The sequence below is a fragment of the Phormidesmis priestleyi ULC007 genome (genome assembly GCF_001895925.1).
GTDB lineage: Bacteria > Cyanobacteriota > Cyanobacteriia > Leptolyngbyales > Leptolyngbyaceae > Phormidesmis_A > Phormidesmis_A priestleyi_A.
In genome coordinates this window covers 1-13,310 of sequence record NZ_MPPI01000039.1, presented here as the reverse complement: position 1 = coordinate 13,310, position 13,310 = coordinate 1, and the positions used below count along the sequence as shown (strand labels likewise).

Genomic DNA, 13,310 nt, shown 5'->3' with positions numbered 1-13,310 from the left:
AAAGACGATCGAGCGGCAATTCCTCTATCAGAAGGTGAAGCAAATAATGAAATTAGTTCTCTATAGCAAACCTGGATGCCATTTGTGTGAGGGCTTGCAAGAAAAGCTAGCAGAGGTGAGGGCAGTGACGATCGAGCTTGAGATTCGCGACATCACGACCCGCGATGACTGGTTTCAAGCTTATCAATATGAAATTCCAGTTCTCTATACCGATTCTGTTCGCTTGCCTCGCCCTTCTCCTCGCGCTACAGTTCAACAATTAGAAAGCTTGCTACAGAAGTTTGAGTCGTCAACTTGATAAAAATAAGCGCAAATTATTGGGGCAAGGAGTGAACAAATGCAGTTAATCGATCTACTGGCACAGGTTCCTGGCATTGAGGCATTGCCCGATCATTCTGCCTTGAGCGCCGAGGTTAAAGGACTGACGACCAACTCGCTCGTGTGTCAGCCTGGAGACTTGTTTATCGGGATGCCTGGAACTCGTGTAGATGGGGGAGACTTTTGGCAAAGCGCGATCGCATCGGGCGCGATCGCGGCGATCGTCTCTCCTCAAGCGGCGGCTAAAGCGATCAGCGATCCAGCGTTTAAGTCTCAGACCCCGCTGGTAATTTCGGCAACTGATATGACTCAGGCGTGTGCGGCGATCGCGGCGGCGTTCTACGACTTTCCGGCGAGCAAGCTGAAACTCGTGGGAGTGACGGGCACCAATGGCAAAACGACCACGACCCATTTAATTGAGTTTTTGTTAGAGAAAGGTCAGCAACCCGCCGCGCTGTTTGGGACGCTCTACACTCGTTGGCAAGGCTTTCAGCAGATTGCTCTGCACACAACCCCGTTTGCGATCGATTTACAGCGTCAGTTTGCGGCGGCGATCGCGGCAGGGTGTCAAGTGGGCGTGATGGAAGTCAGTTCTCACGCACTGGCACAGGGCCGGGTGAGGGGCTGCCCCTTTGAGGTGTCTGTGTTTACAAACCTGACGCAAGATCATCTCGACTTCCATAAAGATATGGACGATTATTTTGCGGCAAAGGCGCTGCTGTTTAGCGCCGACTATCTCAAAGGTCGAGCCGTAATTAACCTCGATGATCCCTACGGACAGCGATTAATTGAGCAATCTGTTCAGCAGGTGTGGAGCTACAGCACGCAGCAGCCAGCCGATTTATGGATGAGTGATTTGACTTACGGGGCAGATGGCGTGAGCGGAATGCTGCACACTCCTCAAGGAGATATGTCCTTTCGATCGCCACTGGTCGGGCAATTTAATCTAGAAAATCTGCTAGCGGCGATCGCAGTCGGGCTGCATTTAGAACTGGATTTAGAATTGATGGTTAACGCCCTCCCCAAATTTAAAGGGGTGCCAGGACGCATGGAACAAGTTCACATCAATTCCCGGCAAGACATCAGCGTGATTGTAGATTATGCCCATACTCCCGATAGTTTAGAGAATATGCTCAAGGCGGCGAGACCGTTTATTGCAGGGCAAATGATCTGTGTGTTTGGGTGTGGCGGCGATCGCGATCGTACCAAGCGTCCTTTAATGGGCAACATCGCCGCAACGCTGGCAGATCGAGTGATCGTGACTTCTGATAACCCTCGAACTGAAGACCCAGTGAGAATCTTAGAAGATGTCGTGGCGGGAATTCCTGCCTCTGTGCAGCCGATCGTGTTGAGCGATCGGGCAACCGCAATTCGCACCGCAATTTTGCAAGCCAACCCTGGAGACGGGGTGCTGATTGCAGGCAAAGGACACGAAGATTATCAGATTTTGGGCACTGAAAAAATTCATTTTGACGATCGAGAACAAGCCAGATCTGCCCTAACAAAGCGTGTTGCGCCTGATTAAGCACCTCCCTAAAAGAATGTTTGAAAAGTCGGCGTTGCAGAACGATGAACGGACTGCAAGGGCAGCCCGTGTCTACCCGTAAACCACAGGGAGATTACTCCTACTCAAATCATTCTGCTATTTAGCAACGTTCACTTCTCTGGGGTCAACTTCTAGATAGCTTGTCCAAGTCAGCAATAAAGCAACACATTCTCCCGGTCAAAACCAAAAGAAACCCTTAGCTACGCCCAACCAACCGGAAATTTGCCCCAAAAATGGCTTGACTTTATCCCAGAGACTTTTACCTGCTTCAACAGTCTTGCCAGCGTTTTCAAGCGTCTCAGCCATAGTTTTCAAGTTGTCTGCGGCTAATACCTTTTTAGGTTCTTCTTTTTCAACTGCCTTCTTCGCAGCACCCAGGTAAAGTGTCAATTCCTCTTTAACATCCGATGGTAACTCAGCGTCACGAATCATTCGATCAAGTTCACCAAGAACTGTGACGACATCTGACTGGGTTAATTGCTTGTCTACAGAAGCCGTAGAGTTGATTTGTGTTTGACTTATCCCCCTGCCAACAGCAATCTGACCACTTGTATCTCCTTTAATATCAGCTTGGATGGAATTACCAGACTGGTTTTGCTCACTCATGACATAACCTCAACAGTTACCTTTCAGAATAAACGCCAGTGTTGGCTTTAGAGAAATACACATGAACTATGAAAGAATTTACTTGCGTCAGAGCTTAGGATATGATACCAGTGAAGCATTAGTTTCCTCCCAAGTTTGGATATTCACTAGTGCATCCAAAGTTACTAATGCGAGGAGATCCTGCTGCCTAGAATAGAAAACTTAGGGTTGTTATGACTCAAGAATCTCAGCCAAACACTGAAGGACAGGTTGAATCAGCTAATTCTGAATCTACTAAAGCAGCAGGAACATCTCCTCGATCTCAAGTTCCTTCGTCTTCCACTACCCTCAATAATCAGGGCAACAATAGCGGTCAGATAGCTGTTGGTAAATTTATAATACAGTTCAATATCACTTACGGAGGCAAAGTACTTAAAATTCTTGCCTGGAGTAAGGAACGACTAAGAAATCGCCCTCGTACTGAGCGTGAAAGATTCCTGCCAGCTCCCCTCAATTTGGTAGGACGCAGAAAAGAAGTTGAGGGAGTGATCACTGAACTTCAGTCCAAAAAAATTCTTGAATTTTATGGAGAAGCTAAAATCGACAGAGAAACTCTTCTACGCCATTTAGCCAATCACAGTGAGCTTACGACTAGTTTTTCTGATGGGGTGGTATTTCGTGACGCAGGGAAATATCGAACTGTATCTGACTTGCTTCAAGCAATTCTTTTCATTTTTTATAGAGTCAAATCTCATACTTACTTTACCAACGCCGAAATCAGAACCCGATTAGGTGGCAAAAAGGCTCTTGTTTTACTGGATGATGTTCGACTTTCACGAGAGAGCATATTGTTTCTACGTGATCATATGAGAGGTTCTAAATTTGTTCTCGCCTCTCCCAAACGCTGCTTAGAAAAAGATGGTGACAAAAGCATTCCTTTAGAAGGAATGCCTGCTGATGAAGCTTTGGAACTAGCAAGACAAGAATGGAATACAGGAAAATTCTCTGCCGAAGAAGATCCTTTAGATAGCGATCAGGATCGTCTTGCAGTTGAAAAACTGCGTATTCTTCTGAAAGGAAATCCTGGAAAAATCCGCGAAGCTGTGAGAAAAGCTAGGAAGGATGACAAAAGACTGGAAGAGATTGCCGAGGAAATTGCAAATGCACCAAGCTCAGAATTCTCTGATCCTTCTTCAGTCTTAAAAATGCTGAATTCTTTACCGAAACCAGCACGACGAATTTTGAAAGTCTTAGCCGTTTTAGGAATAACAGGTTTAACTCTTCTCGTCGCCCAAGTTAAATCAGATGCTACAACATCTGTACCAAAAGGCAATTCATCAATGGATCTGTCAGCTACTGAGGTGAAATATCACTTAGACTCCTTGCTCCAAAATGGTCTTATTCAATCTGACGGTTCTCGCTACAGTTTAGATGAACCTCTCAAAGCAGTTTTCAAAAACAGCGAAACACTTGGCTCCGAGTGGGACTTAGTTCCCTGGCGAGACAAAGCCACTACATATTTCAATGACTGGATGCAACAGAATCAAATGCAGCCTGATGTTGTGCTGAAAGAATCTGATGCAGTTTTTAACCTTTTGGAATCGGCTGTTGATGGGGGGCGTTGGGAAGAAGTTGTACAAATGGGTCGCGGACTAGAGGGGGCGCTTGCCTTGAATGGACAATGGGGTGCCTGGGAAGAGGTCTTGAATTGGGAGTTAGAGGCTGCAAAAAACCTAAAGGATCGGGCATCTGAGGCTTGGGCACTTCATCAAAAGGGCAGTCGGGCACTCTGTTTGGGTGATACCGACATAGCCTATACTTGCCTGACTCAGGCACTTGCTTTACGGGAAGAGTTAGACGATCGCAATGGTGCTGCTGTCACTCGCCATAATTTAGGTCTGCTCTTGGGTTTGAAGCGCCCAGAATCCCATCTAATTCCCCCAATTCTTATAGGTACAGTAGGGGCAATTTTCTTAAGTTTGTGGAAAACACCTGATTATAACTATCAAGGGTATTCTGTCCCAATTTCTAAACCGAATCCTTTACCTCCAGCCGCTTGCATTATTACTGGAGGTTCATCTGCCCAAATTACCCAAAATGGCAACTCTTTCAGAGGTGAAGAAATTTCTTATCAACTGAATGGAAAACCAGCAAAAGCAACTCTGTTGGGAACTCTCAATACAAGGAGTGGTTGGTTTTATATGGAAACACAAAACCCTACTCCTGGAAGCTGCTTCATCAGACTTGATGGAGAAAAGATGTCAGATGGTTTGATAGTGGGTGGAGCAAGTGCAGACGAAGTGCTATTGGATGGCAAGAGAAGCAAAATTAAAACAGACAAAACGAGTGGGGCAACAGGTACGTTCAGAATGACTCTATCTGCACAAGGTGCTAATATCTGGACACTTAAGATTCCCAAAGCTGGAAATGAGGTGAATTTAGAGCAGCTACCACAATGGATGCTCAAATCTGGGCAGAAAAATCCTCCCAAAAACCTACCTCCAGGAAATAATCGGAATCCTAACGGAAACACGAATTCAAATCCGAGTGAATTAGTAAAACCAACACCGCAGGTTGAACCATTAAAGCGAATAACAGAATTACCGCCTATCTCATCCATTCCTAACCAAGAAGAGCTTCGATTTGCCCTAAAAATAGCAACAGACAAGAAAGACTGGAGCAGTGCTATTGAAATCGTGGATAGAATGATTAAGAACGCTTCTCCCACCGATGTAAAACAACTTCAGGAATACAAAGCAGAACTGCAAAAGCGACTGTCCGAGTCTTCATCATCAACTTCAAGGAAGTAATCATTTACCGCCACTCAACAAGCCAGGCTCGGTTAAGTCTTGAGGAATGACGTAAGCCTGAATCTGATGCTGGTTTTGCAAGGAGTTTGCTAATGCTTGCAGCTTATCTTTACCTTGATTCTGCAATGCCCGATTTGCTTGATAGCTAACCGCTGTAGGTTTCCCAGTTTATTTATGACTTATTGCCTCGGAATTTTAACTAGTGCTGGCTTGGTGATGGCTGCCGACTCGCGCACAAATGCCGGGGTTGATTATGTTTCGACTCACCAAAAACTGTTTGATTTTTCGCTGCCGGGCGATCGCGTCATTCTTCTCTGCACGTCGGGCAATTTGGCGGTGACTCAATCAATTGTGACGCTGTTAAAACGAGACATTAAAGCTCAGGAAGCGGTTAATTTGCACACCTTGCCCAGTCTCTATGAAGTTGCCCAATACATCGGCGACAAAACGCGGCAAATTCAAGAACGGGATCGATCGTGGCTCGAAAAAGATCGCATCGACTTTAAATGCACGTTTTTGCTGGGCGGACAGATTCAAGGTGAAGAACCGGAACTGTATATGCTCTACAGTCAGGGCAACTGCATTCAAGCGTCTAAAGAAACGACGTTTTTGCAGATTGGCGAAGCGAAATATGGCAAGCCGATTCTCGATCGTGTCCTCAATTTCGACACGTCATTAGAGGCGGCGGCGAAGTGTGCGCTGCTGTCGATCGATTCAACCATGAAGTCTAATATTTCAGTCGGCCCGCCGATTAATCTGGTGATGTATGAAGCGGATAGTTTTAAAATTCGCTATGAATTGCGGCTCGATCGGGGTGCGCCTTATCTCGCTCAGATTCGCAAGTTTTGGGAGGGCTATCTGAATGAGGCGTTTGAACGGATGCCCAACATCGATTGGGATCAGTCTCAAGACAGTCCTTGAATCTGAATCTGATAGTCAATAGTGGATTGCACGTCTCCGACTCGACTAAAATTGCCGGAGACAGGAGCCGCATAATCAGACACCGCACTCGCAACCAGGGCAACGTGACGATCGCTGACCGCTAATCCATGCGTCGGATCATAGCCTCGCCACCCCGCGCCCGGTAAATAAACCTCAGCCCAAGCGTGAAGATGACGATCGTCTCGATCTAAATCGCCTTCTTGATAGCCACTGACAAACCGTGCCGCGAGTCCGATCGAGCGACACACTTCGATAAACAGCACCGTTAGATCTCGACAAGATCCCAATTTTTCTGTCCAGGTGATGCCTGGTGATAGCGGCTTCCCGGTTTCGCGAACCAGATATTTACAGCTTTCGTAAATGCGTTGATTGAGGGTTGCTAAAAAGTTCACCGTGTCGCCTGAAACTTCGTGACTGATTTCTTGAGCGAGTTGTAGCGCGATCGGGTCAACCGAGGTGGCATAGTTGGCGTTTTGCCCCGTTAGATAAGGCTGAAGTTGCAGCAAAAGTGAAGTGGGATAATCGATCGCCAGTCGCGCTGCCCAAGGCTCCATCAAATAGTTAAACGGATTCGATTCGTGAGTTTCAACCTGAGACTGAGCTTGAATTTGCAGTTGCTCGGTTTTTTGCGGCGCAAACCACAGCTTGATCAGCGAGTTGCCATCGAGATCCACGATTTGCGATCGCGCGGTCGGCTGTGGCGTGACTTGCAGCGAAAACAATTTGAGGGTTTGCCAGCCGTTCGATCGGGGTCGCAATCGCACCAGATGCGGCTGCAACGTCACAGGCTGACTGTATTTGTAAGTGGTGGTGTGTGAGATTTGGTAAAACATTGGGCGATTTTGAATCTTGACAGACAACCAGAATCCAAAATTCGGCACTGCTGAATAGCGGAATAATTGGGGTAGGGGCAATCCCCCCGTGGTTGCCCTCCGTCATGGGTAGGCACGGGGGCGCTACCCCTACAGCCGATTTCATTCCTCATTGTGCAACGTCAAACTTCGCAGTTAATCATCGATTGGCAGGTTCTAACGCAAAAAAAGTCTCGAAAACATTTTTGCCAACTTCGTTCATCCGCTGCTGTAAGCTGTCTAGAAACTCGTGCAGTCCGACGTGAACGATCTCATCGATCGTCAGATAATCCAAGTCCGATCGCAGCCGCCCCAACGTGCGCTCGGCAGGATTACACCAAGTGCCGATCGGAGTGCCCGTGATCTCATGTAGCGATCGCTCGGCTTGCTGAATGCAAAACCGCATCGATCGCGGAAATTCTCGCTCTAAGACTAAAAACTTGGCGACCGACATCGGCGTGATGCGATGCAGACCTTGTTTGCGATACATCTCGTAGGCACTGGCAGACCTCAACAACGCTATCCACTGCAAGTCATCTAGCGTGGTGCCGACATCTTTCACTGATGGCAGCAAAATAAAATATTTCACGTCGAGAATCCGGCTGGTTTTGTCGGCGCGTTCTAAAAGTCTGCCAATTTGCCCAAAATGCCATCCTTCATTGTGGGTCATGGTCGCGTTAGTGATGCCAGCAAACAAGTGACTCGCGAGTTTCACTTCACTAAAAAATTCGGGCAACTGACCGGGCGAGTCTGCTTGAGCGGCTTCTTTGACCATGAAATAGAAGGCGTTTACCTGTTGCCACATTTCTGACGAGATGATTTCTCGCACCGATCGGGCATTGTTTCTCGCCGAATTCAAACACGACAAAATCGAATTGGAATAATTGCTGTCAAACGTGAGAAATCGGATCACATTCTCAGCCGTCGCCTCGCCATAGCGTTCTTTAAACAGCGGCAAATCTCCGGTGGTTAGCACCAGCGGCTCCCATTGTTGAGTGACTCCGATCGGAGAATCCAACAACAAGTTCAAATTGACATCAATAAATCGAGCAATATTTTCTGCCCGCTCAATGTAGCGGTTTAGCCAGTAAATCGAATCAGCAACACGACTCAGCATAGAGAATTTCTTATTGACAAATGACCCACGTATCTTTGCTGCCGCCCCCTTGAGAGGAGTTGACCACTAGAGAACCTTTTTTAAGCGCCACACGAGTCAACCCACCCGGATTAACGTAAATCTCTTTACCGTAGAGCACATAAGGACGCAAATCGACGTGACAGCCCTCAAACTGGTCGCCGATCAGCGAAGGCACGCGAGACAGTGAAAGCGTTGGTTGAGCAATGTAATTGCGGGGTTGCGCCTTGATTTTTTCGGCAAATTCGTCTCGCTGTGCCTGAGTTGAGTGAGGACCGATCAACATTCCATAGCCGCCAGACTCGTTGGCGCATTTGACCACCAGCTTATCTAAGTTGGCTAAAACGTGGCTCTGTTGCTGCGGCTCCCAGCAGAGATAAGTGGGCACATTGGCCAGAATTGGCTCTTCGCCCAAATAGTAGCGAATCATCGCCGGGACAAAAGAATAAATCACTTTGTCGTCTGCAACGCCAGTACCCAGAGCATTAGCCAGTCCGACTCTTCCGGCACGATAGACTTCCATCAGCCCAGGAATGCCTAAGAGAGAATCAGCACGAAACGCTAACGGATCGATAAAGTCGTCATCAATGCGGCGATAGACCACATCAACCCGCTTGAGACCCTTGGTCGTTCGCATTTGCAAATAGCCATCTGACACCACCAGATCTCGCCCTTCGACCAGTTCGACTCCCATTTGCTGGGCAAGAAACGACTGCTCAAAATAAGCCGAGTTATAGATTCCAGGAGTCAGCAGCACGACAGTAGGGTCGGGCAAATGGTGAGGAGCCAAATTCAACAGCGTTTCGAGCAAGTGGCTGGGGTATTCTTCGACGGGCTGAATATTCATCGTCTCAAAGACGAGCGGCAGAGTGCTTTTCATCACGCGCCGACTTTCTAGCACATAAGAGACTCCTGACGGGCAGCGCAGATTGTCTTCTAGCACGTACCATTCACCTGCACGATCGCGCACCAAATCCGTCCCGGTAATATGGCACCAGATGCCTTCTGGCGGCTTGACTCCCATACATTGCTTAAAAAATCCCGTTGCCGAATAAATCAGCTCTGCCGGAATTACACTATCGCGAATGATTTTTTGCTCGTCGTAAATGTCAGCCAAAAATAGATTGAGGGCATAAATGCGCTGCTTTAAACCTTTTTCTAGCTTTGCCCATTCGTTGGCTGAGACAATGCGAGGAATGATGTCAAACGGAAAGATGCGCTCGGTGCCTTGCGTATCGCCATAAACGTTAAAAGTGACACCCATTTTAAACAGCGCAATTTGAGCCGACTGCTGCCGTCGCTGCAACTCTTCCATCGACAGCGAATTGATCCGATCGACCAGAGGAATCGCATCTAGGCGAGGCTGTCCCTGCTCAATAAACAGTTCATCATAGAAATCTCCGGGTTCATAATCATGCAAATTCACAGCCGTGCGCCCAAAGTTTGACCGTTAACTTCTTAATGAATAGAGTTGACCACGACTTCAAACTGTAGCCGTGAATACTTAATCTTGTCTTCAGCGCGATCAACCATGTGAAGAAATATAGCGATCGAGTCGCTGACCGATCATTCATCCCAAGTCATTGATAGAACAAAAGGGAGAGGATGCAGGATCAGACTATGGCTTATCAGTGTGATTTAGGAACCGGACAACGGCTGTATCTCGAAAACCGAGGCACGCAGACGATCGTCAGGCTGACGAGTGGCAGTGCCCGACAGCAGCAGAGTCAGCAGAGCAACTTTGAAACGGGAGAATGGCAAACCTTGCCCAAAGTGTTTCGCACGGGCACCGGAATCATTTTGCAAATCGAGTCAGCCCAAAAGCAATCATTTGTCAGTTTGCAAGCTCAACGCATCGGCACGTTAAGCCACTTACCCGACATGACAGGCGCAGAGGTGCTGTCGCTTCAGCCTACCGAAGCGATCGCTTCATCATTCAAGCCGATGGAGCCGATGCAGCCCATGCAGCCCATGCAGCCGATGAAGCCGATGGAAATGAAAATGGGCAATATGCAGATGCAGATGGGCACGCCCCAGAGCGGTCAGCGCTTTTGTTCTCAGTGTGGAGAATCTGTGAGAGTTAGCGATCGCTTCTGCTCTCACTGCGGCACTCAGTTATCAACAAATTAACGAATGGTTTGATTGGCAAAGCTTAACTTTGTGCAGACTCGTTCATTTGCTGTTGAAGCTGTTGAACTTCCTCGATCGATAAACCCGTTGAAGACGCAAAGAGATTGATGTTCACGCCTCCTCGTAAAAGATTGCGTGCGATCGCCTGCTTCTCGTCTCTCTGAATTGAACGGTAAATCACAGATTCTTGCATAACGTCCCTCTGCACTAAACGATAAATCACGTCCTCCTCCAATCTTAACCCAGCCAAAATCGCTGAGGCTGCCATTAGATTAGCTTGCGTCGTTGGTTCTTCAATCTGATCCCCAACTTGAGTCACTTGGCGCAACATCTCTGCTGGATCTGCACTCTGTCCCAGTGCCGCAAAGGGCAGCAGTCCAGGATATTGCAGGAAGAGTGAAGCAGGTTGCTCCCATAAACGAACCACATCAAAGTCGTAACGTAATTCCCCTTCTAGATGCGATCGCAGCACTGCCAAAATAAACGATCGAGAACATTCTGTGACTTTAAGTGTGCATAACGTTTCGCTTCACCCGCCGCAAATAGCCTCTCGAACTCAATGAAAAGACTCTAAACGGTCGGGTGCAAGCAGATTGTTATGCCGTTTCTTACGATCAACTCTCCGTACATCGATCAACTTCCGCCTTGTGAGGAACCGTTGAGTTGTTGCTGAAGTTGTTGCACTTCTTGGATCGATAAACCAGTACTACGAACAATAATTTCAATTGGTACACCTTCTTGCAGAAGATTGAGTGCGATCGCTCGTGAATTCTCTGCTTGAGTCTCTCTCTGAATCGAACGATAAACGGTAGATTCTTGCATGATGTCTCTCCGTAGGATTTGATAAACGACCTCATCCTCTAATCGTAACCCAGCTAAAATCCCTGATGCTGCTATCAAATTTGCTTGCGCTTCAGAGTCTGCAATTTGATTAATCCGTTGTGCCGCTTGCCGCAACGTTTCCTCTGCGTCTGCGCTTTGACCAAGAGACGCAAAGGGGATCAGCCCTGAATATTGCAGGAACAGGGCTGCGGGTTGCTCCCAGATTCTCACCACCTCGAACTCGTGGCGTGTGTTCTCCATCTCAAAGCTGGTTTGATACACGCGCTCAGATGCAGTTTGCTTCAGGTAAATCACAACCTGCCGCATCGGTTTGCTTGGATCTTTACGATACCCACGCACACGGTAGTCCAGCATTCGGAATGGAACATTATCTTTAGGCAGGGTTTGAAACTCTAGATGTAAAAAAGAAGCAACTGACTGCAGCAGAATCAGGGCATCGGTGCGAATCGGATCGAGAGAAAGTTCAGAGGGCTTGAGTTCTGTCATTTCGACAGGTTCTCCCAAAAGCCAACTGGCAAAGTCTGAGGAGAAGTGTTCGGCAAGAAATCGGCAGGTATCGTCGTACATAAGAAATAGTAAAATTGTACGCCCTGCATGAGCAATTTGTTTCTGTGAAAATCTGAATTTTGATGACTGATTGTTGTGGTGCGTTTATTAAACTCCTGCTCCTTTGGATCATTCTAGTAGAATCGCATCCCCATACGGAGCCACTCCCAAAAATTTAGCTGATATTTCATTGGGTTAGGATCAATTTTCAGCAAGATCTCAATAATTTCAGAAACCGTAGATTGCTGAAATTTATTTATTGCTTCAGGCTCAGAAAGTTCTGCAATTAGAACTGTAAAAATTTCCGTATCAATTTCCTGGTTTCGTATTTGCCTATTAATTTTTGTCAACTCTTGAGCAATGTCTTTTGGATCTGACATTAAACGTAGTTGATTCAAGGTGTTTGATTTCTTAAAGAATTCTGTGAACTGGCTACCAAGTTCCTTTTCTTGTCGATAAATTCTAACTCTTAGGAACAAACATAAAATAAAGTGGTAGGCATAAAAAAAGAAAAACAACAGTGCCAAAAAAGGAAGGAGCTGTAAGATGGGGAATCTCAACATTAGAAGATTCCACCAGTTTGCTTCAGAAGTAATCTCATACTCTCTGACAGAATCGTATGAAATTTCGCGAAGGTTGACCTCTTTCAGTCTTACACTTGGAACGACCTCAATGTTAGATATCCTCTCACCTACGATTGTGTAAGTTGCTTTGAATACGGGCTTTACTGGAGTTCCAAAAGCAGCAGTAAATTCCGAGGACTCATGATTAGGCTTAGATGATTCTTCAAAACTAGAGCGATTTAGAATATCTATATTGTAAAAATATTTCCTAGTTGAATTACTCGCTAGGGACTGTGATGCAGATAATTTAGTACTATCCTTGTATTCAGTGGGAATTTCTTGAGATATTATTCTCAAAGGTTTGCTCTTCCCCTTTTGTTTAAATTCAATAGATATCTGAACTTTATCAAAATCTTTATCAGATAGATTATAAACTGCAAAATCTATCTGACCGACTTCTTGAACTGGATTTTTAATATTGTCATTAACACAATAGTTCGGACAATTTTTGACAGAAAAGCTATCCATCGGATAGGGTGCAACTACTAAATCAAGCGCACCGGATAGATAGCTATGGAAGCCATTGTACAGAGCCTACTGACCAAAGTGGGCGTTTTCGCAAACCGCAAGTGACCTTTTTCGTGACGCTGTTTTCAACGATTCTGATTGTCTGCGGCAAGGTCAACTTCACGAATTTGAGCCGCTATAGTGAGTTGCATGAGAAGACGTACCGACGGCACTTCGGGGCGGAGTTTGACTTCACCTCGTTCAATGTCGAACTGGTCAACCTTGGAGCTAGGACAGAACAGGCGTTGCTGTTGGTGATGGATAGCTCGTTTATTCCCAAGAGCGGCAAGGCGACGGAGGGCATCGACTGGTATTGGAATGGTTGTGCTAGCCGGGTAGAGAAAGGCTTAGAGATCTCGTTAGTGGGGGTGGTGGATGTGGAAACCAAAACCGCTTACGCCCTGTCTGCCCAACAGACGCTGGCTCAAGCAGAGATGCCGAGCGAGATCACGCGGATGGATCAATATCTCTACC

General features: G+C 46.8%; 13 protein-coding genes and 1 pseudogene. 6 read left to right on the top strand and 8 right to left on the bottom strand.

What is annotated here, in order from left to right:
- Nucleotides 1-46 precede the first annotated feature (46 nt).
- Both BRW63_RS21950 and BRW63_RS21945 read left to right on the top strand, forming a co-directional pair.
- On the top strand, nt 47-298 hold the full coding sequence (locus BRW63_RS21950) for a glutaredoxin family protein (protein WP_073074534.1): 252 nt from the start codon (nt 47-49) through the stop codon (nt 296-298).
- 39 nt (nt 299-337) lie between these two features.
- The gene (locus BRW63_RS21945; protein WP_073074533.1) at nt 338-1,843 is read left to right on the top strand and encodes a UDP-N-acetylmuramoyl-L-alanyl-D-glutamate--2,6-diaminopimelate ligase; all 1,506 of its coding nucleotides are present in this window, start codon (nt 338-340) and stop codon (nt 1,841-1,843) included.
- Between the two features lie 198 nt (nt 1,844-2,041).
- Here the strand turns inward: BRW63_RS21945 and BRW63_RS21940 are convergent, their stop codons facing one another.
- On the bottom strand, nt 2,042-2,470 hold the full coding sequence (locus BRW63_RS21940) for a hypothetical protein (RefSeq protein WP_073074532.1): 429 nt from the start codon (nt 2,468-2,470) through the stop codon (nt 2,042-2,044).
- Nucleotides 2,471-2,682: 212 nt separating this feature from the next.
- Between BRW63_RS21940 and BRW63_RS21935 the strand changes: the two genes are divergently transcribed.
- The gene (locus BRW63_RS21935) at nt 2,683-5,259 is read left to right on the top strand and encodes an ATP-binding protein (protein ID WP_073074531.1); all 2,577 of its coding nucleotides are present in this window, start codon (nt 2,683-2,685) and stop codon (nt 5,257-5,259) included.
- Here BRW63_RS21935 and BRW63_RS29675 read toward each other — a convergent pair whose 3' ends face one another.
- A complete protein-coding gene (locus tag BRW63_RS29675; protein WP_262983565.1) occupies nt 5,260-5,385 on the bottom strand; it encodes a hypothetical protein in 126 nt (41 codons plus the stop codon).
- A 48-nt stretch (nt 5,386-5,433) separates the two neighbouring features.
- On the opposite strand from BRW63_RS29675, the gene BRW63_RS21930 reads away from it, so the two are divergent.
- Nucleotides 5,434-6,180 (top strand): proteasome-type protease, encoded by a 747-nt coding sequence (locus BRW63_RS21930; RefSeq protein WP_073074530.1) that lies wholly within the window; start codon nt 5,434-5,436, stop codon nt 6,178-6,180.
- Here the strand turns inward: BRW63_RS21930 and BRW63_RS21925 are convergent.
- From BRW63_RS21925 to BRW63_RS21915, 3 genes are all read right to left on the bottom strand, one after another.
- Nucleotides 6,165-7,061 (bottom strand): transglutaminase family protein, encoded by an 897-nt coding sequence (locus BRW63_RS21925; protein ID WP_262983564.1) that lies wholly within the window; start codon nt 7,059-7,061, stop codon nt 6,165-6,167. The two genes, BRW63_RS21930 and BRW63_RS21925, sit on opposite strands and share 16 nt — an antisense overlap.
- A 151-nt stretch (nt 7,062-7,212) precedes the next feature.
- Entirely contained in the window at nt 7,213-8,169 is a 957-nt protein-coding gene (locus BRW63_RS21920; protein ID WP_073074528.1) for an alpha-E domain-containing protein, read from the bottom strand.
- Between the two features lie 10 nt (nt 8,170-8,179).
- Nucleotides 8,180-9,613, bottom strand: coding sequence for a circularly permuted type 2 ATP-grasp protein (locus BRW63_RS21915; protein WP_073074527.1), 1,434 nt, complete (start codon nt 9,611-9,613; stop codon nt 8,180-8,182).
- A 179-nt stretch (nt 9,614-9,792) separates the two neighbouring features.
- Between BRW63_RS21915 and BRW63_RS21910 the strand changes: the two genes are divergently transcribed.
- The gene (locus tag BRW63_RS21910) at nt 9,793-10,317 is read left to right on the top strand and encodes a zinc ribbon domain-containing protein (protein WP_223257468.1); all 525 of its coding nucleotides are present in this window, start codon (nt 9,793-9,795) and stop codon (nt 10,315-10,317) included.
- A gap of 22 nt (nt 10,318-10,339) precedes the next feature.
- Here the strand turns inward: BRW63_RS21910 and BRW63_RS21905 are convergent, their stop codons facing one another.
- The 3 genes from BRW63_RS21905 to BRW63_RS21895 form a co-directional block, all read right to left on the bottom strand.
- Nucleotides 10,340-10,789: an RpnC/YadD family protein gene (locus BRW63_RS21905; protein ID WP_143162102.1), complete on the bottom strand. Its 450-nt coding sequence runs from the start codon at nt 10,787-10,789 to the stop codon at nt 10,340-10,342.
- 161 nt (nt 10,790-10,950) lie between these two features.
- Nucleotides 10,951-11,727, bottom strand: coding sequence for an Rpn family recombination-promoting nuclease/putative transposase (locus tag BRW63_RS21900; protein ID WP_073074526.1), 777 nt, complete (start codon nt 11,725-11,727; stop codon nt 10,951-10,953).
- 113 nt (nt 11,728-11,840) lie between these two features.
- Complete coding sequence (locus BRW63_RS21895) at nt 11,841-12,797, bottom strand: hypothetical protein (RefSeq protein WP_073074525.1); 957 nt, start codon at nt 12,795-12,797, stop codon at nt 11,841-11,843.
- A gap of 101 nt (nt 12,798-12,898) precedes the next feature.
- Here BRW63_RS21895 and BRW63_RS28525 point away from each other — a divergent pair.
- Nucleotides 12,899-13,310 (top strand): annotated as a pseudogene (locus tag BRW63_RS28525) (IS4 family transposase); the annotation flags it as partial.

What these genes read in the sequence shown, in the direction of transcription:
- BRW63_RS21950 (WP_073074534.1), top strand. Translation starts at nt 47, where the DNA reads ATGAAATTAGTTCTCTATAGCAAACCTGGATGCCATTTGTGTGAGGGC.
- BRW63_RS21945 (WP_073074533.1), top strand. Translation starts at nt 338, where the DNA reads ATGCAGTTAATCGATCTACTGGCACAGGTTCCTGGCATTGAGGCATTG.
- BRW63_RS21940 (WP_073074532.1), bottom strand. Translation starts at nt 2,470, where the DNA reads ATGAGTGAGCAAAACCAGTCTGGTAATTCCATCCAAGCTGATATTAAA.
- BRW63_RS21935 (WP_073074531.1), top strand. Translation starts at nt 2,683, where the DNA reads ATGACTCAAGAATCTCAGCCAAACACTGAAGGACAGGTTGAATCAGCT.
- BRW63_RS21930 (WP_073074530.1), top strand. Translation starts at nt 5,434, where the DNA reads ATGACTTATTGCCTCGGAATTTTAACTAGTGCTGGCTTGGTGATGGCT.
- BRW63_RS21920 (WP_073074528.1), bottom strand. Translation starts at nt 8,169, where the DNA reads ATGCTGAGTCGTGTTGCTGATTCGATTTACTGGCTAAACCGCTACATT.
- BRW63_RS21910 (WP_223257468.1), top strand. Translation starts at nt 9,793, where the DNA reads ATGCAGGATCAGACTATGGCTTATCAGTGTGATTTAGGAACCGGACAA.
- BRW63_RS21900 (WP_073074526.1), bottom strand. Translation starts at nt 11,727, where the DNA reads ATGTACGACGATACCTGCCGATTTCTTGCCGAACACTTCTCCTCAGAC.
- BRW63_RS21895 (WP_073074525.1), bottom strand. Translation starts at nt 12,797, where the DNA reads ATGGATAGCTTTTCTGTCAAAAATTGTCCGAACTATTGTGTTAATGAC.